19 protein-coding genes are annotated in these 23,538 nt (G+C 43.1%); 4 read left to right on the top strand and 15 right to left on the bottom strand.

Annotated features, from left to right (window positions below; translation table 11 throughout):
- Positions 1–64: 64 nt before the first annotated feature.
- From BS636_RS12970 to BS636_RS12935, 8 genes are all read right to left on the bottom strand, one after another.
- A complete protein-coding gene (locus BS636_RS12970; protein WP_099339149.1) occupies positions 65–748 on the bottom strand; it encodes a metallophosphoesterase in 684 nt (227 codons plus the stop codon).
- A gap of 112 nt (positions 749–860) precedes the next feature.
- The gene (locus BS636_RS12965; protein ID WP_099339148.1) at positions 861–2,246 is read right to left on the bottom strand and encodes an amidohydrolase family protein; all 1,386 of its coding nucleotides are present in this window, start codon (positions 2,244–2,246) and stop codon (positions 861–863) included.
- A gap of 32 nt (positions 2,247–2,278) precedes the next feature.
- On the bottom strand, positions 2,279–3,199 hold the full coding sequence (locus BS636_RS12960; protein WP_099339147.1) for an ABC transporter permease: 921 nt from the start codon (positions 3,197–3,199) through the stop codon (positions 2,279–2,281).
- A gap of 21 nt (positions 3,200–3,220) precedes the next feature.
- Positions 3,221–4,318 carry an ABC transporter permease gene (locus BS636_RS12955; RefSeq protein WP_099339146.1) on the bottom strand — a complete coding sequence of 366 codons (1,098 nt, stop codon included), beginning with the start codon at positions 4,316–4,318 and terminating at the stop codon, positions 3,221–3,223.
- A 41-nt stretch (positions 4,319–4,359) separates the two neighbouring features.
- Positions 4,360–5,961 (bottom strand): ABC transporter ATP-binding protein, encoded by a 1,602-nt coding sequence (locus tag BS636_RS12950; protein WP_099339145.1) that lies wholly within the window; start codon positions 5,959–5,961, stop codon positions 4,360–4,362.
- A 107-nt stretch (positions 5,962–6,068) separates the two neighbouring features.
- On the bottom strand, positions 6,069–7,157 hold the full coding sequence (locus tag BS636_RS12945; RefSeq protein WP_099339144.1) for a BMP family ABC transporter substrate-binding protein: 1,089 nt from the start codon (positions 7,155–7,157) through the stop codon (positions 6,069–6,071).
- A 330-nt stretch (positions 7,158–7,487) separates the two neighbouring features.
- A complete protein-coding gene (locus BS636_RS12940) occupies positions 7,488–7,973 on the bottom strand; it encodes a nucleoside deaminase (RefSeq protein ID WP_099339143.1) in 486 nt (161 codons plus the stop codon).
- 110 nt (positions 7,974–8,083) lie between these two features.
- A complete protein-coding gene (locus BS636_RS12935; protein ID WP_099339142.1) occupies positions 8,084–9,139 on the bottom strand; it encodes an aromatic ring-hydroxylating oxygenase subunit alpha in 1,056 nt (351 codons plus the stop codon).
- Positions 9,140–9,407: 268 nt separating this feature from the next.
- Here BS636_RS12935 and BS636_RS12930 point away from each other — a divergent pair, with 268 nt between their 5' ends.
- Positions 9,408–10,340 (top strand): LysR family transcriptional regulator, encoded by a 933-nt coding sequence (locus tag BS636_RS12930; protein WP_099339671.1) that lies wholly within the window; start codon positions 9,408–9,410, stop codon positions 10,338–10,340.
- 167 nt (positions 10,341–10,507) lie between these two features.
- The gene (locus BS636_RS12925; RefSeq protein ID WP_099339670.1) at positions 10,508–11,560 is read left to right on the top strand and encodes an aromatic ring-hydroxylating oxygenase subunit alpha; all 1,053 of its coding nucleotides are present in this window, start codon (positions 10,508–10,510) and stop codon (positions 11,558–11,560) included.
- A gap of 63 nt (positions 11,561–11,623) precedes the next feature.
- Here the strand turns inward: BS636_RS12925 and BS636_RS12920 are convergent, their stop codons facing one another.
- Positions 11,624–13,636 (bottom strand): CocE/NonD family hydrolase, encoded by a 2,013-nt coding sequence (locus tag BS636_RS12920; protein WP_099339141.1) that lies wholly within the window; start codon positions 13,634–13,636, stop codon positions 11,624–11,626.
- A 413-nt stretch (positions 13,637–14,049) separates the two neighbouring features.
- Here BS636_RS12920 and otsB point away from each other — a divergent pair, with 413 nt between their 5' ends.
- Together otsB and BS636_RS12910 are read left to right on the top strand one after the other, a co-directional pair.
- A complete protein-coding gene (gene otsB, locus BS636_RS12915) occupies positions 14,050–14,901 on the top strand; it encodes a trehalose-phosphatase (protein WP_228206905.1) in 852 nt (283 codons plus the stop codon).
- Positions 14,868–16,298 carry a trehalose-6-phosphate synthase gene (locus BS636_RS12910; RefSeq protein ID WP_099339139.1) on the top strand — a complete coding sequence of 477 codons (1,431 nt, stop codon included), beginning with the start codon at positions 14,868–14,870 and terminating at the stop codon, positions 16,296–16,298. The genes otsB and BS636_RS12910 overlap by 34 nt, the downstream gene beginning before the upstream one ends.
- A 31-nt stretch (positions 16,299–16,329) precedes the next feature.
- Here the strand turns inward: BS636_RS12910 and BS636_RS12905 are convergent, their stop codons facing one another.
- The 6 genes from BS636_RS12905 to BS636_RS12880 all read right to left on the bottom strand — a co-directional run bounded on the left by BS636_RS12905 (position 16,330) and on the right by BS636_RS12880 (position 23,299).
- Positions 16,330–17,562, bottom strand: a complete 1,233-nt coding sequence (locus BS636_RS12905; protein ID WP_171266023.1) for an MFS transporter — start codon at positions 17,560–17,562, stop codon at positions 16,330–16,332.
- Positions 17,563–17,772: 210 nt separating this feature from the next.
- On the bottom strand, positions 17,773–18,495 hold the full coding sequence (locus BS636_RS12900) for a glycosyltransferase (RefSeq protein ID WP_099339137.1): 723 nt from the start codon (positions 18,493–18,495) through the stop codon (positions 17,773–17,775).
- Positions 18,492–19,100: a class I SAM-dependent DNA methyltransferase gene (locus BS636_RS12895; protein WP_099339136.1), complete on the bottom strand. Its 609-nt coding sequence runs from the start codon at positions 19,098–19,100 to the stop codon at positions 18,492–18,494. Before BS636_RS12895 ends, BS636_RS12900 begins: the two co-directional genes overlap by 4 nt.
- Positions 19,081–19,875, bottom strand: coding sequence for a PIG-L deacetylase family protein (locus BS636_RS12890; protein WP_099339135.1), 795 nt, complete (start codon positions 19,873–19,875; stop codon positions 19,081–19,083). The genes BS636_RS12895 and BS636_RS12890 overlap by 20 nt, the downstream gene beginning before the upstream one ends.
- Positions 19,863–20,861, bottom strand: coding sequence for an acyl-CoA dehydrogenase (locus BS636_RS12885; protein WP_099339134.1), 999 nt, complete (start codon positions 20,859–20,861; stop codon positions 19,863–19,865). Before BS636_RS12885 ends, BS636_RS12890 begins: the two co-directional genes overlap by 13 nt.
- 236 nt (positions 20,862–21,097) lie before the next feature.
- The gene (locus tag BS636_RS12880; RefSeq protein ID WP_099339133.1) at positions 21,098–23,299 is read right to left on the bottom strand and encodes an OsmC domain/YcaO domain-containing protein; all 2,202 of its coding nucleotides are present in this window, start codon (positions 23,297–23,299) and stop codon (positions 21,098–21,100) included.
- Between the last annotated feature and the right edge of the window lie 239 nt (positions 23,300–23,538).

The following is a 23,538-nucleotide window of genomic DNA, read 5'->3' as shown; positions in this document are numbered from 1 at the left end:
AAAGCCATCGAATGAGATGGCTTTATATTTCGAATGAAAACTTTCTTTCTTATCGTGCTTAAACTTATTTAATTTTGACGATACACAGCCTCTGCGTATAAGAAGAACCGACATCAATATAGTGGCAGTTATCAATCTGGGTATGTCTATTCACAATAGTATGCCCTAAATAAATTTCATCAATGTTTTTGACTGTTCTATAGCGATAAGAATGATTCCTGATGCGCCCTCTGCCCCATAAAGCATTGGCATAGGCTGAAGTTAAACCCGGAAGTTTCCGCTCACCTTTGTCAATTTTTTTCTTAAACCGGTTCCATTCATGGATATCAATATCAGCGTGCAGAATGCCAATCTTTTTATCTTCTAGCTGGACTTCAATCACTAAGGGAAGTGCCAAGAAAATATCGCTTAATTGATCCTGTTTTTCTATTGGCAAGAGATAAAACCACTCGCCGCCATTACGAGCATGCATCTCCTGCATCCAGACATCATCGCGACCTTTGATGCACATTTCCTCATGATTGCCGCGAACGCTGCAAAACCAGGGTTGATCCAACAGTGATACACATTCCAGGTTTTCACGGCCACGATCCACCAGATCACCGGTGCAAATCAGTAAGTCGGTCTCAAAATTAAAGCAGACTTTTTCTAACTCTTGCATGAGTAAGTTATAGCAACCGTGCAGGTCCCCGACCACATAAATGGCGGTGTAATCTGTTCCTTGAATAGTTCTACAAAGCGCTGTCATGAGATCTGAATCTTTGGTTATTGAAATTGGACTTATTCATCAATGATAAGTCCAATCGTCTTAGTTTTTCTTTATATTTACTACAACATAGCGAATTTTATTTTTAATCTATTTATTCAGTTTCCTCAACAGTATTCCGATTTAACTCATTGACGGCTTTTCCTTTTTGCGCCATCCATGTGTCACGACGTTCAAAGAGTAAAGGCGTCACTCGATTCACTTCATCAATTAAGCTTTGCAAATCTGCATTCAGCAATTTTCCATCTTCAACCACAATTTTACCGCCGACCATGGTCATCACCACATCCTGTCCCTGAACCGCATGCACCAGATTGGTATATAAATTGAAGAGTCGACCTTCATCGACCAATGGGGTCATACGTGGTGTCGCTATATTCACAGCAATGATGTCTGCTAATTTACCTAATTCAAGACTGCCAATCTGATTCTGCATACCTAAGGCTTTTGCACCAGTGCGCGTCGCCATCTGACAAATAGATAATGAATCCAACGCTGCGGCATCTAAAGTAGAGAATTTCGCCAATAAGGACGCCGTTTTCATTTCTTCAAACATATCCAGATTATTATTTTCCTTTTCACCATCTGTACCCAAGCCTACTGCAATTCCCTGTTTGAGCATCTCCAGCACAGGCGCTGCACCCGAAGCCAGTTTCATATTGGAAATTGGATTATGGGCAACGCCGACATTGTGTTGTTTCATAATTTGAATTTCAGTCGAATCTGCCCAGACACAATGTGCAAGGAGGGTTTGCGGTAAATCTAACAAACCTAGGTGTTCCAGGGTTTGGATGGGACGTGCCCCATGACGGCGTAAGTTTTCCTGAACATCAAACTGACTCTCATTACTGTGAGTATGAAAACCCGTCTGATAATCCTGACATAAGCTTTGAATCCGTTTTAGCGCATGCGGTTCTGCATAAAATAAATGTTCTAAACCGACCCAAACCTGAATTTGCCCATGATTTTGTTGATGCCAGCGATTAATCAATGCCTCATTGCTTTTTAGGGTTTCAAAATAGTCATGGTCTGGATGCTCAGCTACATAAGGCACCAGAACAGCACGAATTCCTAAGTCTTTTACCGCCTCAGCACTGCCATCCATATAACGCCACATATCTACGATGGTTGTGGTACCGGAGAGTAATGCTTCTGCATAACAGAGATAGGATGCAGCCTTGGCATCTCCGGGTAGCAGAACACGATGCATAGGATCAATAAACTGCTGCAACCAGTCCCAGACAGGCAGTCCTTCCGCAGTACCCCTTAAGAGCCCAGAATGACAGTGCGTATTGATCAAGCCAGGCATGAGCAAGGCTTTAGGATAATCATGTACCATCACATTGGGATATTGCTGGGTCAGTTCAGCTTTGGTGCCAACGGCTTTGATTTTGTCTCCATCAAGCAACACTGCCCCATTTTTGATACATTCATTTTGATGATTCATGGTCAGCACATAGGCTGCTGCTAATATTTTCATTTTGCTCTACATCATCTTTTCATTAATGCGCTTTAAGGCACGAAAGTTTTGCCTAATGACGCTGGCAAATTCATCTTTAAAAGTTTCTTGTCGCGGGAAATCACCACCAGAACCACAATAGTTGCCAGATACGGCAGCGCTGCTAAGAATTCATTGGGGACTTTAATCCCAAGTGCTTGTGCATGAAATTGTAGAATCGTCACCCCACCAAACAGATAAGCACCCAGCATAAGTCGGGTTGGCTTCCACACAGCAAAAACTACTAAAGCAATTGCGATCCAGCCACGACCTGCGACCATATTTTCAATCCACATCGGGGTATAAACCGTCGATAAGAAGGCACCACCAATCCCTGCCATGAGTCCGCCAAATAGTACAGCGCCGTAGCGGATTGCGAGCACGTTATATCCCATGGCATGGGCACTTTCAGGCGACTCTCCGACTGCCTTTAAGAGCAGACCTAAACGGGTTTTAGTCAGCACAAACCAGATCGCGAAAAATGCCAGTATCGACAGATAAACCACATAGTTTTGTTGGAACAAGATTGGACCAATGAATGGAATATCGGCTAATACAGGAATATTCCAGTTGCTTAACCCTGGTAAAGCCATGCTGACATAGTTTTGTCCCAAGAAAGCAGAAATACCGAGACCAAAAATAGTTAAAGCTAAACCGCATGCGGACTGATTAGTGCTCAGGGATAAAGTGAAAAAAGCAAACAGCAATGCCATGAGCATCCCCGCCAGTCCACCGATCAATAAAGCGCTAAACACACTGGCCTCATATTGGGCAGCGAAAGCAAAACCAGCAATCGCGCCGACCAGCATCATGCCTTCCACACCTAAATTAATCACACCAGTCCGTTGTGATACCAACTCCCCTAAGCCTGCAAAGATCAGAGGCGTTGCTGCGGCGATTGTTCCTGCAAGTATTGCAGTGATTTCTATAGCCATTTTTTTCTTCCTCTTATTCTATTAAGCATGAGTCGAGGCAGTTTCAACTGCAGGGATCACACGTTTTTTGGCAAAGCGGTAGCGGTTTTCAATCAAGGCATCAGATGCCAACAGGAAAAACAGTAATAAACCTTGGAAAATTCCGGTAATCGCAACTGGGAGTTGTAATTGCATTTGTGCCATTTCCCCACCTAGGTAGATGAGCGCCATGAAGGAACCAGAAAGTACGATCCCAATTGGGTTTAAACGTCCGAGATAAGCTACAATAATCGCGGCATAACCATAACCTGGTGACAGGTTTGGATTGAGCTGTCCAATCGGACCTGCCACTTCACAAATCCCGGCAATGCCTGCCATCATTCCGGAAATAACCAAACTGAGCCAAATCGCTTTGGAAGATGAAAAGCCTGCATATTTAGCGGCTAAAGGTGCCTGCCCGCTGACTTCCAGTTTGAATGCTGTCAGGCTTTTACGCATAAACACCCAAAATAGAATCACAGCCACAATCGTAATAAAAATCGAAGCATTGACGCGTGTCCCTTCCAGAATCATTGACAACAGCGCACCATCACTAAACATCACGGTTTGCGGGAAATTCATGCCTTCAGCATCGCGCCATGGCCCATTGACCAGATACAGCAATACAAACAGCGCCACATAATTCATCATCAAGGTGGTTAGCGTTTCTTCAGCATTAAAATGAGTCTTTAATAAAGCAGGAATTGCACCCCATACAGCACCGCCAATGGCACCCATAACAATCATCAGCGGGAGAATCCACCAGCCTGTTTGCTCATGAAATAATAGTGCGATCCCACCACCAAAAATGGCACCCATGATCAGCTGACCTTCAGCTCCGATATTGAATAATTTGGCACGGAAGCCAACGGCTAAGCCCAGTGCGATCAGAATTAATGGTCCAGCTTTAACTGCCAGTTCACTCCAGCCATAAGAGGTCATCAGCGGTTCAATAAAAAACACATACATGGCTTTTGCGGGGCTAATCCCCAGCATTAAAAATAAAATACTGCCAACGACCAGCATAGCCGCCAAGGCAATAACTGGTGATAACCATTTCATCAATTGTGATGGATGTTCACGCGGTTCGAGTAAATGCATGTGCTCATCCTCCCAAAGGTATTAATTGTTTGAATACGGTTTTAAGCATGAATACGTTCCTCTTCTGTTGTTGCAGAGGGTGTTGCATGCTGCTGGATACCCGACATGAGTAAACCGATGCTTTCCGCATTGGTTTCATGAGTCGGTACAGGATCGGATAATTCCCCATTGGCAAGTACACAAATGCGATCGCTCATCTCAAACAGCTCTTCCAGTTCTTCAGAAATTACCAAAATACCGACCCCCTGACGGGATAGGTCAATGAGTGTCTGGCGGATAAACATGGAAGCACCGACGTCCACACCCCAGGTAGGCTGAGCCACGATCAGAAATTTCGGGTTTTGTAGAATTTCACGGCCGACAATAAATTTCTGTAGATTACCGCCTGATAAAGAGCGGGCTTCTGCTGATGCACCACTGGCTTTCACGCCAAATTTTTCGATAATTTTTTCTGCGAAAGACTGAATATTCTGAAATTTAATCAGCCCCCATTGGGTAAATTTTTGGCGATAGGCCGTTAGTAGCGCATTTTGTGACAGGGTCATATTCGGTACGGCACCACGACCTAAACGTTCTTCTGGAACAAAGCCCAGTCCAACATCGCGGCGTTGACCAGCACTCAGTGCAGTAATGTCCTGCTGTTCCAGATACAGCATGCCGTTTTTGGTCAGTGCTTCACCTGAAAGCAAAGACAGCAGTTCAGCCTGACCATTTCCTGAAATACCGGCAATGCCCATAATTTCCCCAGCTTGCACGCTGAGATTGATATTTTTTAAAGAAACGCTAAAAGGATCATCGGATTGAAAGCTGAGGTTTTTCACTTCGAAGCAGGTTTCAGGCGTACCTTGATATTCTGCGCGTACATAGGTTGGTAAATCCCGACCAATCATCAGCCGTGCCAGTTCACTGATGGATTTTTCTCGTGGATCGACATTGCCAGTCACGCATCCATTACGCAAAATGGTTGCTTCATCACAGAGTTCTTTGATTTCATGCAGCTTATGGCTGATATAGAGAATGGATACGCCTTGAGATGACAGCAGTCGTAAGGTTTTAAATAATTGTCGTACGGCCTGTGGTGTTAGCACAGAAGTGGGTTCATCCAGAATAATCAGCTTAGGATGCTGTAACAGGCAACGAATGATTTCGACACGCTGGCGTTCACCCACAGATAAGGAATGCACTTCTCGTCGTGGATCGACAGGTAAACCGTATTGTTCAGAAACATCAATAATCTTTTTACTGAGTTCAGATCGATCTATTTTTTCATCGAGTCCCAATAAAATATTTTCAACGACAGTCAGTGTCTCAAACAGGGAGAAATGCTGATAGACCATGCCGATCCCGAGTTTTCTCGCCATCGAGGGACTGTCAATTTTAACTTCTTTACCATTCCAGATTATTTGGCCCTGATCTGCTTTGACCGCGCCATAGATGATTTTCATCAGGGTACTTTTGCCTGCACCGTTTTCACCTAAAATGGCGTGAATCTGTCCTGGATAAACAGTTAAATGAATCTGGTCATTGGCCTTAAGAGAATTATAGCTTTTGCAGATATTAATCAGTTCCAGACGTGGAACTTCTCGATTTGAAACTGTATTCAGCTTGGGCGAATGCGCAGACAGATTTTGTGTTTGGTTCATTGTCAGTGCCCTGTTTTATGTGGCTGGATGACTCATCTCACTTGAGGTAAGGTGTCAGATGAGTCTCCAAACCTGTTTTTAGATCAAAGTGCCGCTTATTGTTGTCATTATTTTGGTAATGCGCCTTCTACACCTTTCACGTAGTAGTTCATTTTGCCTAATGTCGCATCATCCAGCTTACCTTTAGCAATCACCAATGAACCATCTTGCTTGTAGAGTGGACCGCTAAATGGATGGATAGTGCCTTTTAGAAGCGCATCACGTGCAGCTAAAGCTTTTTTCTTCTCATCCGCAGTAACCATTGGACCAAAGTTTTCAATATCAACCGCTTTTTGTTTTACGCCATACCAGAGTGCACTTGGTTTCCAGGTTTTATTGCTGACTTGCGTCATTACTGGTGTATAGATTTTTTCCCAATGTAGTACCGAAGCCGCCAGATGCGCTTTAGGACCAAACTTGCTCATATCTGAATCCCAGCCAAAAGCGTAAACACCTTTCTGCTCAGCAGCTTGTACTACAGCTGGAGAGTCAGTATTTTGCATGAGCACATCTGCACCTTGTGCAATGAGTGCTAAAGCCGCATCACGCTCTTTGCCTGGGTTAAACCAAGAATTGACCCAGATCACTTTGGTTTTTACTTTTGGATTCACGCTTTGTGCACCCAAGGTATAGGCATTGATGTTACGCACCACTTCTGGAATTGGGAATGATGCTACAACGCCGAGTGTATTGTTTTTGGTTTTCTGGCCTGCAACCACACCCAGCATATAGGCACCCTCATAGGTACGTACGTCATAGACGCCTAGGTTTTTACTTTGCTTATAACCTGTCGCATGCATAAAAACTGTATTCGGGAATTGCTTGGACACTTTCTCCATGGCATTCATATAGCCGAATGAAGTCGCAAAAATGACTTTATTGCCCTGCTGCGCAAGGTTACGGATCACACGCTCTGCATCGGCAGTTTCAGGGACATTCTCGATATAAGAAGTTTTATACTTGCCTGCCAGCGCTTTCTCAGTTTTGATTCGACCCTGATCATGTGAATAGGTCCAGCCATGGTCACTTGTTGGACCAATATATACAAACGCGGCTTTATCCTGTGCATGAGTCATTGATGTTGCCATCAGACCACCTGCAAGCAACATCCCCATGAGTGTTTTGAATCCAGTTTTAAAGGTCTTTTTATCTTTCATTTTTTTTCCGCTCTTTTTGTACGTGTGCACATGCACATTCATTAAAACTTGGCTCAGATGAGTTCAGTCGGTTCTATTTATAATTAGCAATAACTATTCCAACTTGTTTAAGAAACCATGGATTTAATTTATTCCTTTTAAATAAAAGCTCAGATTTCGTATTTTTAAATTTATAAACATAGATTGCTTTTTAATATTAAATAAATATGTTTTAAATAAGTGCAATTTTTAATATTTGATGCAATTAAATTGGGCGTTTATATTTAAAATTATTACGCTATAAAATAAAAAATCCCATTATAAAAATGGGATTTTAGTTTAGATAAATATTTATCGATTTTGCCAGAACTGCTGCTGTAAGTTGATGATTTCCGCTTCAATCTCAGGTACTGGACCAATCAGATCAATATCCTTTTGTCCATGACTAAACACATATTCTGAGCTGACACTCATGGTCGGGTTTTCCTGATGATTGCCGGTATATTCCAGCAGTCGTTCTTCCAACATGCCATACACCACACGGCCAATATTGGCCCAATAAATGGTTCCAGCACACATGCAGCAAGGTTCTACAGCGGTATATAGCGTACATTGCCATAAATAATCCGCGGGATAATTGGTCGCTGCTATACGGGCTAAAGTTGATTCGGCATGATTGACCGTATCGATATTGCACTGGGTCAACAGTACCGTTTCATGATCTGGCGCGACCAGTACAGCTCCAAAAGGATGATGCCCTAGCTCGGTCGCACGACGTCCAACCTCATTGGAGAGTTTCAAAAAATTTAATATCTGTTCCTGATTCGGACGACTCATTTAATCATTCCAAAATTTATTTTAAATAAAATCATATTAAAAACATAAACTGCACTTAAAATCATATTATTTAAATGCAGCCTATATTAAATTGAACTCACTCGCTTACATTAAACAACATAGCGTTTACTTAATCCCATTTCGGCTAATATACGTCGATAAGTCGTCGATGAACGGTCAGCTTCAAAATGTGCTTCCATAGAAATATCCAGCGGAAGTTCTTCCGGTTTTTGGCTTTCTACCATTTCCTGATCTTCAGCAAAGATTTGCGCATTGAAATCGTAAACCGCCTGTAAATCACCCGTGGTATCAAAATTACGGGTCAGTGGTACAAACAGTCGGGTTTTGTTATGTGACACCGGACAGCAAGCATTCAGAATTTTTAAGATGCCGTCATTTGGAAAATGTACAGTTAAAGTCGCTGAAAATGGCGGATAGACATCAAACACACGTTTCCATAAAAAGCCTTCTGGTGCCAGATGTTGCAAGCCATGCGGATAGTTGCTGACATTGCTGACATATTCGGTATGCAGGCCATACGGTGTACGTTCGGTACTGTATTTTGGCACCACCGGATTGTCTCGATCGGCAAAGGCATTGTGATGCACAAAAGCAAAATGTGCGACATCGATAAAGCCTTCTAATTGACGACCGCTGGAACCAGCAATATCTACAAACGGCGGCAGGATGGATTGATGCTCTGTTGTATCCCAAGTTTCCAGTACGGGGAAATTCGCTGTGCTTTCATCACGACTAAACAGGCTGGTCCACACCAGACCGTATTTTTCTACCACTGGGAATTTGGTCAGTGAAAAACGGTCAGAAATTTTGGTCAGTTCAGGTTGTGCCGGAATTTTGACGCACTTCCCGCGCTCATTATATTCGAGGCCATGATATGGACAGACGATGCTTTCTCCAGAAACCCATCCCTTACTCAGTGGGACCCCGCGGTGCGGACAGATATCACGGACCAGATGAATCGCACCACTTTCAGTTTTATAGATTGCCAGTTTGACGTCCAGCAAAGTGACTTGCTGCGGCTTTTCGGTGACGTCCTGAATACGTGCAACCGGATACCAATGATGCGCCAGAATCTCCCAATCCTGATCGTCAAACTGGCTGTAGCATGGTTTGCTAAATACATTGATCATTGGAATAGCGTTCATATCAAACCTTTTTCTGCAAAATTCTGAATCGTTTTAATGCCTTGGAACGTGACCGAGTTGAGTTAACGTCCCACTTATTTAGGATTGAAATTACTGGTTTTTTTGATATTTCGTCTATTAGAATGTTTGGTATAAATCATTCTAAAAATTAGAACGTATGGCTGAAACACCTGATTTTATTGAGCTTCATCTTACTGCTTTGGCATAAAACTCGCATAAAGCGATTGAGTGAATTTTAAATACAGGTAGATCTGGCTTGAGCAAATTGTTGAATACTCCTTTCTCACGTTTTTCCGAATACTTTATTGCGGTAGCGAAAAGCGGCAGTTTGCGTAAGGCCGCGGATCAGCTGTTTATCTCGGTATCCGCAGTACATCGTCAAATTGCCCTGGCTGAAGAAGAACTGGGCATTGATCTGTTCGAGCGCTTGCCGAATGGGCTGAAACTGACTTTGGCGGGTGAGATGCTGTATGCTGATATTCTGAAATGGCAAAAGGAATTCCAGCAGACCTGTATCCGCTTTGATGAAATTCAGGGGCTAAAGCGTGGCAGTATCGAATTCGGGCTGATTGCTGCTTTGAGTGAGGGTTTTGTCATGCAGTCGCTGCAGCATATGTATGAACAGTATCCCTGGATCAATTTCAATATTCGGGTGGCTGACAGTGAAGTGGTTGCCCGAAAAATCATGGATGCCGAACTGGATTTTGGACTCATTATGAATCCAAAAGCCCATCATCAGCTTGAGGTATTACATTTCCTTGAATTGCCATTGGGTTTTGTGATGTCCAAACAACATCCACTGGCATATGCTGAAAAGATTTATTTTTCGGATACGCTCAATGACAACCACTTTATTCCCTCAGAACCGCTGATTGTGCATGACTATGTACAGGCAATTTATAAACACCACAAATTTATACCTGCACGAAAAACAGAATCGAATGATATTCGTTTGATGAACAGTATGATTAAGGCCAATACTGGGATTGGCATCTTAAGTTATCTGGATGTCTATCCCGAGCTACAGCGTGATGAACTGATTTTCAAACCCATTACCGAAAAAGGTGTACGTCCTTTGACTATCGCACTTTGCGTGGCACCGAAACGCCAGATTTCCCGTGCATCACAACTCATGATTAAACACATTATTGAGCAGATGGAACAACTTAAAAATCAACTCTATCAGGAATTGGCGGGATAAATGATGGCTTAGATCACCTAAATCTCAGGTTTAAGCGAAAACACGCTTGTGACTGGGCATGCCGTTTAGCTGTTCTAATTTTCTTAATACATTGTCCAGATTTCTCTAATTTCAGTGAATGGGTCCTTGTTCTATAGTCATTAAAAGCAGACTAATTTGAGGCCATGATGAATAGCAAAACGATCCTCACCCATAACCCAGACTTGCCAGTTCATATGACATTTTCTGAACATGACTGGCACTTGCTGGCAAAATACTGGTATCCAGTCGCACTGGCACGTGAAGTCACAGAGCAGCCGATGGGCACTATGCTTTTGGATATGCCCTTAGTGATTTATAAAATGGGCGATGAAGTGATTGTTGCCAAAGATGCCTGTCCGCATCGTGGGGTGGCGCTGAGTCTGGGCAAAAATGACGGCCAAGGTGTGGTCTGTCCTTATCATGGTTTGCGCTTCGGTGCCGAAGGAAAATGCAACCGTATTCCCGCCCATCCTGACCACAAGATCTCTGATCGATTCCATCTAAAAACCTATGCCTCAGTAGAAAAATATGGCTTGATCTGGTGTTCTCTACTGGCGGATAAAAATGCGGAACCGAATATTCCGTATATGCCTTATTGGGAAGATCCTGATTATCAGCAACTGGTCTGCCCAATCGTGGACATTAAATGCTTTGCGGGTCGTCAGCTGGAAGGTTTTATTGATGTCGCACATTTTGCCTGGGTCCATCCAGATACTTTTGGTGATCCAGATAATGCTGAAGTACCTGATTATAAAACCTATGAAACGGATTACGGTTTTGCAGCAGATTATGTCAGTACTGTTGGACGTTACCCGATTGGGCTAGATCAACGGGGTGCAGAAAATTTTAAATGGCTACGACATTTTGAAATCAGTGTGCCATTTACGGCAACACTCACCATTCATTTCCCAGAAGATGCCAAACAGGTGATTATGAATGCGGCTTCACCGATGACTGCAAGTACCACTCGCCTGTTTGCTCCTATCTGTCGGAATTATGACAAAGATCTACCGGTTGAAGATGCGTATGACTTTAACTTAAAAATCTTTGAAGAAGACCGTATGATTGTCGAAAATCAAAAGCCAGAGTATTTGCCTCTCGACTTATCGTTGGAAGCACATTTCCCCGCCGACCGTAGTTCCAGCATGTACAGGAAATTATTGCGTAAGCATGGTTTTAGTCCGTTATTTGCAGCTTGATTTAAACTTATTTCCAAAACAAAGCCCCAGAACTGACGCTGGGGCTTTTTATCTTTCAAGAAGTTAAGGATTCAGATATTGTGTTGGCACTTTTGGCAATACCACGCTGGATGGATACTTGGAGTTCGAATAAATCGAAATTGAACCATTTAAACTTGCAGCCAAGGTCGGTAATGGTGCAACGCCTTTCCAGATATCACTCGCCACCACAGAAATCTGCAGCTGGTGACCTTTTGGAATTAATGCAGCAACCGGGGCAATTTCAATATTCATCAGCACTGGTTTGTTCTTCTCAAGGGGTTGAACATCTGTTTTCTTGAAGCTATGCCACGGCTGCATCATGACGCCGTTGATATACCGAGAACGCGTTTCATCCACCTTACGTAAAGAAGCAGTCAGAATGCCAGTACTCAGGGCTTTTGCATTGCCTGTCTTCGGATCGACAGCTGCTACACGAACCACTAGGCCCATATCTGCTGAACTCGAAGAAACCCAAAGATCAGCCTGAATGGGTCCATTTAAATAATAATCACTCTGCAAGGTTTCAGTATTGAATACAGCTGCAGGAATATTGGACATATTATTATTTTGCAGGCATGGGAATGGTAATATTGCAGCAACACCGATGGTCACTGTCTCAACTGTATTCGAACAAATCCCGAAAGTGGGTGCTTCTAAAAGGAAGTTTTCACCGATACTGGAGCTTGACTTGTTTGCAACCAATTTACCTAGGGTATTCAAGTACAAACGATCCGGCTGAATGGCGGTATGTGGCCAGTCTGTTGAAATGACAAACTTTTCATGACCATATACCCATTGCGTTACATTTGGCAGTTGCTCAGCCCCATTCTTTTCACCTTTGACATACTGGTCAAACCATTGCAAGGCAATATTATTCATTGCAGGTACACCATGACTTGGTTCAGAAGAACCTAAAGCAGCCTGAATATGGTTCCAAGGCCCGATTAGGATTTTCGCCGTTGTCTGGTCTTTTAAAGCTTCCAGCCATAGAGGTTCACTGCGCTGGAACAGGTCTCGGGTACCACCCACGACAAAGGTGGGCACTTTGATTTTTGGTGCATATTCTAAAGGTGAACGCTGTAACCAGAAATCGCTGTCAAATGAAGTGTCCGTACCTTGTAATGCCTGGAAAGTTAATGGCAACTGAAATTCAAACAGCAAGTTCTGGATTTTATCCAGCCCCAAAGTAATACCATTCACCGGATCGTTTTGAATCGCATCCACTGGTAATGCGCCGAGTAGGCCGACCAGACTCATCCACAATGGGATAAAGTTGGTATTGAGCTGTCCGCCATTGAATAAAATATCACGGTAACCATCACCAATTGGCACCATTGGGAAGGCTGCTTTTACTGCTGGATGCTGGGTAGATGCACCAAGCAGACTGGTGATGCCTAGATATGAAACACCATAGAGACCAATATTGCCATCTGACCAGGACTGTTTGCTGGCCCAGTCAATAATTTCATAACTGTCCTGCTGTTCAGTACTGTCAAATGCCTGCCATACCCCTTCTGAAGAACCGGTACCACGCACATCGGCAACCACTGTGGCATAACCACGGCGTACAAACTCAGGATTCGGCCCTCCTGCCATATCCGCAATCTGGCCTGCCAGGCCTGTATTATATGCAGTTTGAATTAAAATTACGGGATGGCGCTTACTATAAACAGGTTGTTTATGTTCATCCGCAGGTAGCGTGACACGAATTGCGATTTTGGTGCCATCACGCATCTTGATCCACTGTACCGGTAAGGTCACCATATTGGGATAATCATACTTACGTGTGTAATTACTCCATTTAGCATCTGCATTGGTAAGTAATTGTCGTTGAATCTGGCTCTCAAACTGGCGTGTGCCTAATTTGGTATTTTTTAATGTAATAGTCGGTTGAGTAGTGGCTGTAGTGTCGGTAAAAGACTGCAGTTCCAGATATTTCAAATCCGCACTGACCTGTTGGGTGGGTGTGGTGATTTTATTGACCACCCCCACGGTCACTGCGACCACAGTGACCGTTGCTGCTATAGCAGCATAAAGTTTATTCAGAAGATTCATTATTTATATCCTGATTATTTTAATGATGCATTCCTCGATCAATGAGCTATGCGTTTTTCTTATATTCTTCATTTTTATTCATTCTAATTTTAAAGAGGTGATCTCCTTTGCTTTATTTATCCCTTTAGCATCACTTCTTAACACTGCGATTAAAAACTGACAACGCTCCTTGTCTATTATAAAGATTCTTATACAAAACCCTGCTTATTCATATCTTGATCAATTATTAAAAATTAAGTCTGAGAGAGGATTTTATATAAATGTGATTTTCAAGAGATTTTTACAAGATATTGCAACGTTACAGTAGATAGGTGAAATGTATTATTCATTATGGGAATAAGCGGATCGCATATGTATGCATGTTATAAAAATAATCAATGCATCAAGAGACTGTAATTTATTACACCCTAACAATGAAAACTACAAATACTGTTCTAGATAATATTTATACCGAGATAGCGAAAAAGCTGGATCGGAGGACCAAGTATAATTCCTTACCCTGTATTTTATTTTTAGATATTGACGGCACACTTTCAGAATTTCATCCAGATCCTGAACAGAGTTTTATCCCTTCTTCTACCCTAAATAATATTGCACAAATCCAGCAATTTTTACCCCTATATTTGGTCACTGGCCGTTCTATTGAGCAAGCACAAAAACTGATTCAGCCTTATCGCTGGAATATTGTCGGATCGCATGGCATAGAGCTGCTTCAGCAAGACGGTATACGTCAGAAACTTGTCTATATCAATAACAAAGAACTCGAACAACTCAAGTCCAGCGTGCTTGATCAGCAAGATCAATGGCAGCCGATCCGTGTAGAAACCAAAACCTATTCTGTTGCACTGCATTTTCGTGAACATCCTGAATGTGAGGCTCAAGCGAAAGCCATTATTGACGGTTATCTGAAACAATTTTCAAGTTTTGAATTGAAAAGCGGCAAATGTGTTTATGAACTGGTTCCCCGCGGTTGCAATAAAGGTGCGGCAATCCAGCATATTTTAGAAGATCTCGAAGCTGAACAGTTTTACCCCATTTTCATTGGGGATGATTTAACAGATGAAGCTGGTTTTCACATCATTAATGACTATGGAGGTATGTCAATCAAAGTTGGCCCAGGAGAAAGCGCAGCCAAAGCTCGTTTAGACGACGTGGCAGATGTCGGTTTTTTCTTACATGAATTTTTAACATCACTACAAGCGTTAAAACAAGAAATGAAAGGAGAAAAAACGTGTCCCGACTCATTGTATTATCCAACCGTGTAACACTACCGAACCCCAATGCTACTCAGGCAGGTGGTCTTGCGGTTGCTCTGGAAGATGCCCTCAATGGTATAGGCGGCATCTGGATGGGATGGAATGGCAAAAAGACGGCGCATAGGCAAAATTCCTTTGACGTCCTGAAAGATCAGCAGATTGAATATCATACCTGTAGCTTCTCCGAAGCTGAATATCAGGGTTTTTACTGTGGTTTCGCCAATGGCGCACTGTGGCCCCTGATGCATGATCAAAATCAATATATTGATTACTCAGATCAGGATTACCGGATTTATCAGAATGTCAATTTCAAGTTTGCCCGCCAGTTACAGAAAATTATTCAACCAGGTGACATGATATGGATTCATGATTATCATTTCTTGAGTGTTGCACATTACTGCCGTCAATTGGGCATGCGTAATCGCATCGGTTTCTTCCTTCATATTCCATTTCCTACTACAGAGAAATGGCATGATTTAGCTTGTAGTCAGCATCTTGCAGCACATTTGGCTCAGTATGACCTGTTGGGTATGCAAACGCAGCAGGATCAGAGAAACTGTTATGAATTTCTGAAGACGACCCTTTCCTTGAGTGCTCATTCTCCTAATACGCTGCGTAATGGTCATCGCCAGGTGGAAATTAAAGCTTATCCAATCAGTGTGCATCCAACCGCTATTCAGCGTCGTGCTGGACAACTGACTGAAACAGAACTGCCATTTGATTTTAGTTCAACGCCTGATGTTAAACATATCATTTCAGTAGACCGAATTGACTATAGCAAAGGCTTATTACAGAAGGTGGACGCAATGCGTCAGTGTTTCCAGGAAAGCCCTGAAATGCTGTCAAAGATACGCCAGTTCCAGATTGCTTGTCCGTGCCGACTGGAAGTACCGACTTATGCCAATCTATATCGGGATTTAAAGCAAGGTGTGGATCAGCTGAATCATGATTTCCCAAATACGGATCAGCCTGTCTTTGACTGTCATTATGAAGCTTTAGGTCATCATGCCTTAATGCGCCTATACCGTAAATCCGAAATCTGCTGGGTCAATTCAGTACGTGACGGCATGAACCTGGTGGCAAAAGAATATATTGCTGCTCAGGATCCAGAAAATCCGGGTATTTTGATTCTGTCTAAATATGCCGGCGCTGCTGAACAGATGCGAGAAGCTTTAATAGTCGATCCACATGACAACAACAGCATGATCAAAGCCTTAAAACTAGCAGTAAAAATGCCGAAGTCTGAACGTATTGCACGTTACCAAGCGCTGTATAAAGGTTTAACGAATTATGACATTGTGCATTGGCGAGATTGTTTCTTAAAAGATCTTAAACATGTTACTAGTCAGTATATTTACCAGCCACTGAGCAAGTCAGCATCTCACGACCTATATTTACAGCATTAAATTGCTTTGATCTAAATGCAAAACACCAGCTTTAAGCTGGTGTTTGTGTTTTTTCTGCTTCTGCCACAGTTGCTGGAGCGGAAGCCATTTGGTTGAGTACAGTGATGCCGATCAGACCAACTGCAATAATAAAGAACACATGGCTCAACCCCATCATCTCACTACCGAAGCCCACTAATGCTGGCCCAAGCAAAGAACCGGTGTAAGCAAATACAGATACGTAAGATAAAGCAACATGTTTTGGTAATTCAGTTTGACGCCCTGCACGTGAAAACATCAATGGAACAATGTTAGCGCTACCCAGACCCAAGATCGCATAACCAATCAAAGCCACATACCAAACTGGTGCAATCACCACAGTTAGAAGACCTAAGCCTGCCAAAGTTGCACTGTACAGAATAGTATTTTTTTCACCAAAGAAACGAATGATCAGGTGGCCGCTTAAACGTCCTGCAACCATCAACGCTGCAAAGCAACTATATGCTAGACCAGCTTGAGATGCTTGAACTTTAAATTGAGTATTCAGGTAAATACCACTCCAGTCCATTGCTGCACCTTCCGACAGGAAAGCGATAAAACAGATCAAGCCCATGCAAAGAATTGCAAATGTTGGACGAGGTTTGTGAACAGCTTTCTGAGTTGAGTTTTCAGCTTCTGTTGCCTCAGTCGTAGCATCTGCTCTTAGACAGAATGGCACAGCAAGTACCATGATCAGTAAAATGCTTAGACTGATTGCCAATACACTGAAAGGCATAGCTAAACCCAATGCCAGCATGCTGGTCATACCTAAAACACCTGCCAAACCGCCTAGGCTACATACGCCGTGGAATAATGACATCATGCTTTTACGTTGCTGGCTTTCCAGTTTAATTGCCTGCAGGTTAACTGATACACCCAATGCGCCAGCGCTAGAACCGAAGCAGAATAAAGCAGCTGCTAATAGTAGTTTAGTCGGGCTAAAGGCTAATGCAGGTAGAATCACAATAAATGCAGCCAGCACAGCCGCAATGACAGAACGACAGCCGTAACGATGCGCCAAACGCCCTGCCAATGGCATCGCGATCATTGAACCTACACCTGCAGCAAGCAATAACACACCAAAATCTGAATGGCTTAAATTCAGGCGCTGTTGCACCAATGGAATCAACGGTGCCCAGGCAGCAGTACTAAAACCTAGAGCGAAAAAACATAATGCAGTGGCAATACGTTGCCAATGACTACGTGGAAGCGCACGAAGAGAAGCAGGTAATAACGGAGCGTACATAGTAAGACCCAGTATAAAATTCGGTGCGGCATCCCTAACCGTTGATCCATAGAAAAACCCCATGAACTTATACGTGAAATGTATTAGAACACAGGGCTTGATTTGGATGAATTATAAGCAGTTTTATTTTAAATGGAATAGGTTTTTATCAAAAAAATCGGCCAAATTGTTAAGCCTATGATTCGTTAAAAAATATAGTTTCAAAAATTTTCAAATAATTTTTCGCAGGTATTTTGTAGATGATTTGTTATCCTGATTTTGCCGTTCTATGCTCCATAGAAACTGTGAAAATCCTTCACAAACTCGTGAAATCAGTCGACTGCTAGTCATTACTCTTAACTGATTCGACCAGGTAATATGTAATCCCATTTTTTCTGCGCGTTTGACCAGATCCACATCCTCATGACATGGCATAGGCTTAAATCCCCCAAGAACCTTATAACTCGATGCCCGAAAGCAGAGATTGGCGCCATGAATATGCCGATGTCCCATTCGATCCTGATAATGACGTAGATAATCTTGTCGAGTATCTATGCTTAAATGCTCCCATTGGGCAATTTCAACCACCCCACAAATCACATGTGTCGGCTGATGTAACAGCATGTTTTTAAACCAGTCCGGATGAACTCTGGAATCGGCATCGGTACAGCAAATCCAATCACAGCCTTGTTCAATCAAATGCTGAATGCCGAGATCACGGGTTTTTCCTACACAACGATAGTCACAACTTATAGTTAAAACATTATAAGTGTTGACCTTTTCTGCTGTAGCATCGGTGCAGCTATCCATCACCACCAAGACCTGAATCTCTATAGTCTGACTTTGTGGCATGTCCTGATAAAACTTTTGGCGTGCCAGTTCTAGCGCTTGCAGACAATGTGCGATTTCTTCTTCTTCGTTACAGGCCGGAATCACGACACCAATTTTTTTCATAATAGTCCTTCCTGTGCGGCGACTGAATTTGTGTCATGTGTCCAGACATCCAGAAAGAAGTCAGCATCCTGTAATTGTGCGTAGTGATAATAAGGTAGTCGCTGTTTTAAGATCTGATGGACACGTTCACCATTCAGGCTGAAGCCTTCAATGGCATGTCGCCAGTGGCAAGCCACGATACAGCCTTGTGGACTGAGATGGGTATTCATCCATTCAATCAATTGCAGCAAGATATTTTCTTCAAGGTAGTACAGCATTTCACTGGCAACGATCAGATCAAACTGCTGGGTTGGCAGATCCAGTGGCACAATCCCCTGCACCACTTCAACATGATCATGGACCAGTCTTTGATTCGCTAGCTGTACTGCGGTTGGATTGGCATCCATACACATTAAATATTCACATCGTTCAGCAAGCTCCGCGCTGAGCACCCCATTGCTACAGCCAATCTCAATACCATTTTTAAATTTTGAATAAGGCAATATTGCCAAGGTTATGTCGCGTTTACGCTTCTCATACCAGCGCTGTTCATATTGCCAGGGATCGCCATTATTCACGCGATATAGCTCGTCAAAATAGTCATGGTTATAGATGGCTTTCGTCATCAATATAGACCTCCCATGGCTGTAATAAGCGTTCTAACGCACTGCTTGATACAATTGCAGCTTTACCTGTGCTTGGATCAGGTTCAAGCTGGCTTTCAAAGCATTGCATGGCTTCTGATTTGAGTTTTAATTGTTCGGGGCTTAGTTCCAGTTTCAGCGCTTTATTCCAAGGGATACGCGTATCTTCAGGACTGGCCCAATGCCAGGTCCAGATCAAAACCTGTAAGCATTTTAAAGAAAGTTCTGCTGCAATTTGTCTGCTTACCTGCCCGGTAATTTCATGATCTGGATGCCCATCATGTTCAAAGGTCGTCACAAGAATATCTTTTGCTTGCAAATACGGTTTTAAAGCATCCGCCAATTGGTCATGTTGTTGAGCAACTTCACCATCCTGAATATTTAAAGCAATTCGTTTTATCGTCTGTTTTAGGTCAAGAATACCTAAAGCATTTGCCGTTTCCTGTGGTCGGATATGATCCAGCTGGTCCGGTGTATATAGGGTGGAATCAGGATGGCTGGCCGTGCCATTGGTGACTGCAAATAGAACAATTTCATAGCCCGCTGCGTCTAGCTGCTGGATTAGCCCACCACAGCCGAGTATTTCATCATCCGGATGTGGCGCAACAATGCAAATGCGGCTACTGAGAGGAAATACTTCATTTAATGCAAGGACTTTTAAATGATCAAGGCGCTGACTTTGTTGCCATGTTTCCAGTGCTGTGCCTTCTCCCTGAATAATACGGTCTTCAACAATCGGATGATTCAAAGTGCCCATGCCTGTTCATCCTCCATGGTTAGTTGACCGATACGTTGCAAATCAAATGCAGCATGACTTTGACGGATAAATACCGGCAGATCGGCAGCACAACGGGCAAAATCTGCCTGCTGACAATAAGGTGCTGCGCCCAAGGCTTTTCCACAAAGTTCCAGTACAGCCAATGCTGTATCTTCGACCTGAGCGCGTAAAGCTCGGATCATCAGTTCATGATTATGCTTAGGGTCCGCATCAATCAGTTTCGCAGTTTCATGAAATAATGCACGAGTCGCATACAGCTTGCTGCTGACCTCACCCAGATACATTTCCTTAAAAGGATTGGATTTATGATGGATGGCATGTTTTAGAAAACGCGCCAGCTTGAGCGTTGCCCCAAACCAGCAGGCAGCGACGCCAGCAGCACCATGCCAGAACCCATGACGTTCCAGATAATAATTCGGCTTGCTGATGGTTTTGACTTTGACCTGATTAAAGTTGACTTCAGCTGTTCGTGTATATTGCATCCCAACGGCGTACCAGGCACTGGTATTAATATGAATTCCGTCTTGGGTCATATCGACCAGCAGTAGTTGGGAACGTTCTTCTTCATCACGATAGGTCAATAAAGCCTGCTGCACCTGACCAGCAGCTGAACACCAAGGTTTAATCCCAGAAAGCAGGCCATGTTCCAGTTGAAAAGGCTCTGAACTTCCCTCTGCTGCCCAGATAGCCGTCAATCCGACAATCTGTTCAGGATCTGCATGCAGTTCATGCAGGATCGCCAGTACATCCAGATGTGATTCATATAGTTTGGCCAGGCTCAGGTCTATTTCCGCAACCCGACTCAGGATTTGCCAGCGTTTTAAGGTCTGCCCTTCACCCGGATATGGAACCTCAAAGCTGTGCTGAATCAGCTGATGTAAAACATAATCAATCTGCTGCTCAAGATCTGCTGCTGTAGGATCAAATTCTATTTTTAATTGTTCGATCAGCTGTTTGAGATACATTCATCTTCCTCATTAAATATCATTATGTTGCTTTCATTGAATTATTAAAAATGAATAGCAAATTGGGTATTTAACTATTCATGATGTAAGTCACTGTTTTATGAATTATTTTATGCCCAGTATTGGCGAGAAATACTGTAGCTTTTTGTCAGGAATTTGTCTGAATTGTAAATCTTAAGAATTGAGAACGATAAAAAAACCGCCTAACTTGAGGCGGTTTTTTGATTCATCTAGGATTATTGCTGAGCAACAAACTTGGCACGTGCTGTATGCAGTTTCTTGTAGCTATCAATCAGACGTAAATGACGATCCAGACCTTTTAGTTGCATATTGGTTTCAGTCAAGCCATAGAAACGGATATCACCTTCCACTGAACCGATCACTGCATCCATACGTTCATCACTAAACATACGACGGAAGTTCGGTTCAAAGTCTTTCAGTTCCATTTCGTTATCGAGCAATACTTCTAGGACTACGTCCATGCATTGATAGAACAAGCCACGTTCAACAGTATTGGTGTTGTATTGCAGGAACTGTTCTACCAGATCCTTGGCTTCTTCAAATTGCTCCAATGCCAGATAGATCAGCAATTTCAGCTCAAGAATAGTCAGCTGACCCCAGACAGTATTTTCATCAAACTCAATACCAATCAGGGTGCGGATTTCCGTGTAGTCATCTTCATCTGCTTCTTCCAGACGTTCCACTAAAGCTTCTAACTGTTCATCGCTCAGACGGTGAATATTCAGAATGTCTTCACGGTATTGCAGGGCTTTATTGGTATTGTCCCAAACCAGATCTTCAACCAGATAAATTTCTGAATAGCCCGGTACCAGAATACGGCACGCCGTCGCACCAAGGTGCGTATAAACCGCCATATACACTTCTTTATCCATGTCATGCAGGATATTGAACAGGGCTTCAGCTTCTTCAGCATTGGAATTTTGGCCTTCATTGGTGAAGTCCCACTCCACGAATTCATAATCCGCTTTGCTGCTAAAGAAACGCCAAGACACCACACCGCTTGAATCGATAAAGTGCTCTACGAAGTTATTTGGCTCAGTCACCGCATTTGAACTGAAAGTTGGTTTAGGCAAGTCATTCAGACCTTCGAAACTACGACCTTGCAACAATTCAGTTAGACTGCGTTCCAATGCTACTTCGAAGTTTGGATGGGCACCAAATGAAGCAAAAACACCACCAGTACGTGGGTTCATCAGGGTGACACACATGACTGGGAATTGACCACCTAGTGAGGCATCTTTGACCAGTACCGGGAATCCTTGCTCTTCCAGACCTTTAATGCCTTCCACAATCTTCGGATATTTCGCGAGAACATGTTCAGGTACATCCGGAAGTGTCAGTTCACCTTCCAGAATTTCACGTTTAACCGCGCGTTCAAAGATTTCTGACAAACATTGAACCTGTGCTTCTGCCAGCGTATTACCGGCACTCATACCATTACTCAGGTATAAGTTTTCTATCAGATTCGATGGGAAATACACAGTTTCGCCGTCGGAATGACGTACAAATGGCAGTGAGCAAATGCCACGAGCTTTGTTCCCCGAGTTGGTATCATATAAATGCGTACCTAATAACTCATCTTCAGGGTCATAGATTTCACGAGTGTAGTCATCGAGCACTTCAACTGGTAATTCGCCATTTGGACCTGGCTGGAACCATTTTTCATCTGGATAATGCACAAATTCTGCATTGGCAATATCTTCACCCCAGAACTGGTCGTTATAGAAGAAGTTGCAGTTCAGACGCTCAATGAATTCACCCAGTGCAGATGCCAGTGCGCTTTCCTTGGTAGAACCTTTACCATTGGTAAAGCACATTGGTGACTGTGCATCACGAATATGCAGCGACCAGACATTCGGTACGATATTACGCCAAGATGCAATCTCAATCTTCATGCCAAGGCCTGCCAGAATTGAAGACATATTAGCAATAGTTTCTTCTAGTGGCAGATCCTTACCTGGAATCATGGTGCTCTTTTCAGATGCCAGATTTGGCATCAATAAAGCTTGGGCATCGGCATCAATGCTTTCGACTTCCTCAATGACAAATTCAGGACCAGTTTGAATCACCTTTTTCACGGTACAGCGGTCGATCGAACGCAGGATCCCTTGACGGTCTTTTTCAGAAATATCGGCTGGAAGCTCAACCTGAATTTTAAAGATCTGTTTGTAGCGGTTTTCAGGATCGACAATATTGTTTTGAGACAGGCGAATATTGTCTGTTGGAATATCACGTGCCAGGCAATATACCTTGACGAAGTAAGCCGCACATAAGGCTGAAGATGCCAGAAAATAATCAAATGGGCCTGGCGCAGAACCGTCGCCTTTGTAGCGAATCGGTTGGTCAGCGATGACAGTAAAGTCATCAAACTTCGCCTCTTGGCGAAGGTTGTCAAGATAATTGACTTTAATTTCCATGTTGGCACCTAAAGTTCTTATGTGTCAACGCACACATAAACAATCCAAATATTAATAAATAAGCCGAATCACGGAGGAGAAATTGACTTAACAAATGAAAATGACCTGCACTGAGCACGAAGGTACTTTGTCCTACGGCGCAATGAGGTCTGAATGGCTGCCATTATAGATTCATTTTAGAAAATTACTAAACTTTGTCCTGTGAACAATGGGAATTAAATTGTCAGATAATCCCTTTA

The sequence above is a fragment of the Acinetobacter sp. LoGeW2-3 genome (genome assembly GCF_002688565.1).
Taxonomy (GTDB): domain Bacteria; phylum Pseudomonadota; class Gammaproteobacteria; order Pseudomonadales; family Moraxellaceae; genus Acinetobacter.
Note: the sequence above shows the minus strand (reverse complement) of the source record. Positions and strands in the feature narration are given on the sequence as shown.

What these genes read in the sequence shown, in the direction of transcription:
- otsB (WP_228206905.1), top strand. Translation starts at nt 14,050, where the DNA reads ATGAAAACTACAAATACTGTTCTAGATAATATTTATACCGAGATAGCG.
- BS636_RS12905 (WP_171266023.1), bottom strand. Translation starts at nt 17,562, where the DNA reads ATGTACGCTCCGTTATTACCTGCTTCTCTTCGTGCGCTTCCACGTAGT.
- BS636_RS12925 (WP_099339670.1), top strand. Translation starts at nt 10,508, where the DNA reads ATGAATAGCAAAACGATCCTCACCCATAACCCAGACTTGCCAGTTCAT.
- BS636_RS12900 (WP_099339137.1), bottom strand. Translation starts at nt 18,495, where the DNA reads ATGAAAAAAATTGGTGTCGTGATTCCGGCCTGTAACGAAGAAGAAGAA.
- BS636_RS12940 (WP_099339143.1), bottom strand. Translation starts at nt 7,973, where the DNA reads ATGAGTCGTCCGAATCAGGAACAGATATTAAATTTTTTGAAACTCTCC.
- BS636_RS12920 (WP_099339141.1), bottom strand. Translation starts at nt 13,636, where the DNA reads ATGAATCTTCTGAATAAACTTTATGCTGCTATAGCAGCAACGGTCACT.
- BS636_RS12885 (WP_099339134.1), bottom strand. Translation starts at nt 20,861, where the DNA reads ATGTATCTCAAACAGCTGATCGAACAATTAAAAATAGAATTTGATCCT.
- BS636_RS12970 (WP_099339149.1), bottom strand. Translation starts at nt 748, where the DNA reads ATGACAGCGCTTTGTAGAACTATTCAAGGAACAGATTACACCGCCATT.
- BS636_RS12890 (WP_099339135.1), bottom strand. Translation starts at nt 19,875, where the DNA reads ATGGGCACTTTGAATCATCCGATTGTTGAAGACCGTATTATTCAGGGA.
- BS636_RS12935 (WP_099339142.1), bottom strand. Translation starts at nt 9,139, where the DNA reads ATGAACGCTATTCCAATGATCAATGTATTTAGCAAACCATGCTACAGC.
- BS636_RS12950 (WP_099339145.1), bottom strand. Translation starts at nt 5,961, where the DNA reads ATGAACCAAACACAAAATCTGTCTGCGCATTCGCCCAAGCTGAATACA.
- BS636_RS12965 (WP_099339148.1), bottom strand. Translation starts at nt 2,246, where the DNA reads ATGAAAATATTAGCAGCAGCCTATGTGCTGACCATGAATCATCAAAAT.
- BS636_RS12880 (WP_099339133.1), bottom strand. Translation starts at nt 23,299, where the DNA reads ATGGAAATTAAAGTCAATTATCTTGACAACCTTCGCCAAGAGGCGAAG.
- BS636_RS12945 (WP_099339144.1), bottom strand. Translation starts at nt 7,157, where the DNA reads ATGAAAGATAAAAAGACCTTTAAAACTGGATTCAAAACACTCATGGGG.
- BS636_RS12960 (WP_099339147.1), bottom strand. Translation starts at nt 3,199, where the DNA reads ATGGCTATAGAAATCACTGCAATACTTGCAGGAACAATCGCCGCAGCA.
- BS636_RS12955 (WP_099339146.1), bottom strand. Translation starts at nt 4,318, where the DNA reads ATGCATTTACTCGAACCGCGTGAACATCCATCACAATTGATGAAATGG.
- BS636_RS12895 (WP_099339136.1), bottom strand. Translation starts at nt 19,100, where the DNA reads ATGACGAAAGCCATCTATAACCATGACTATTTTGACGAGCTATATCGC.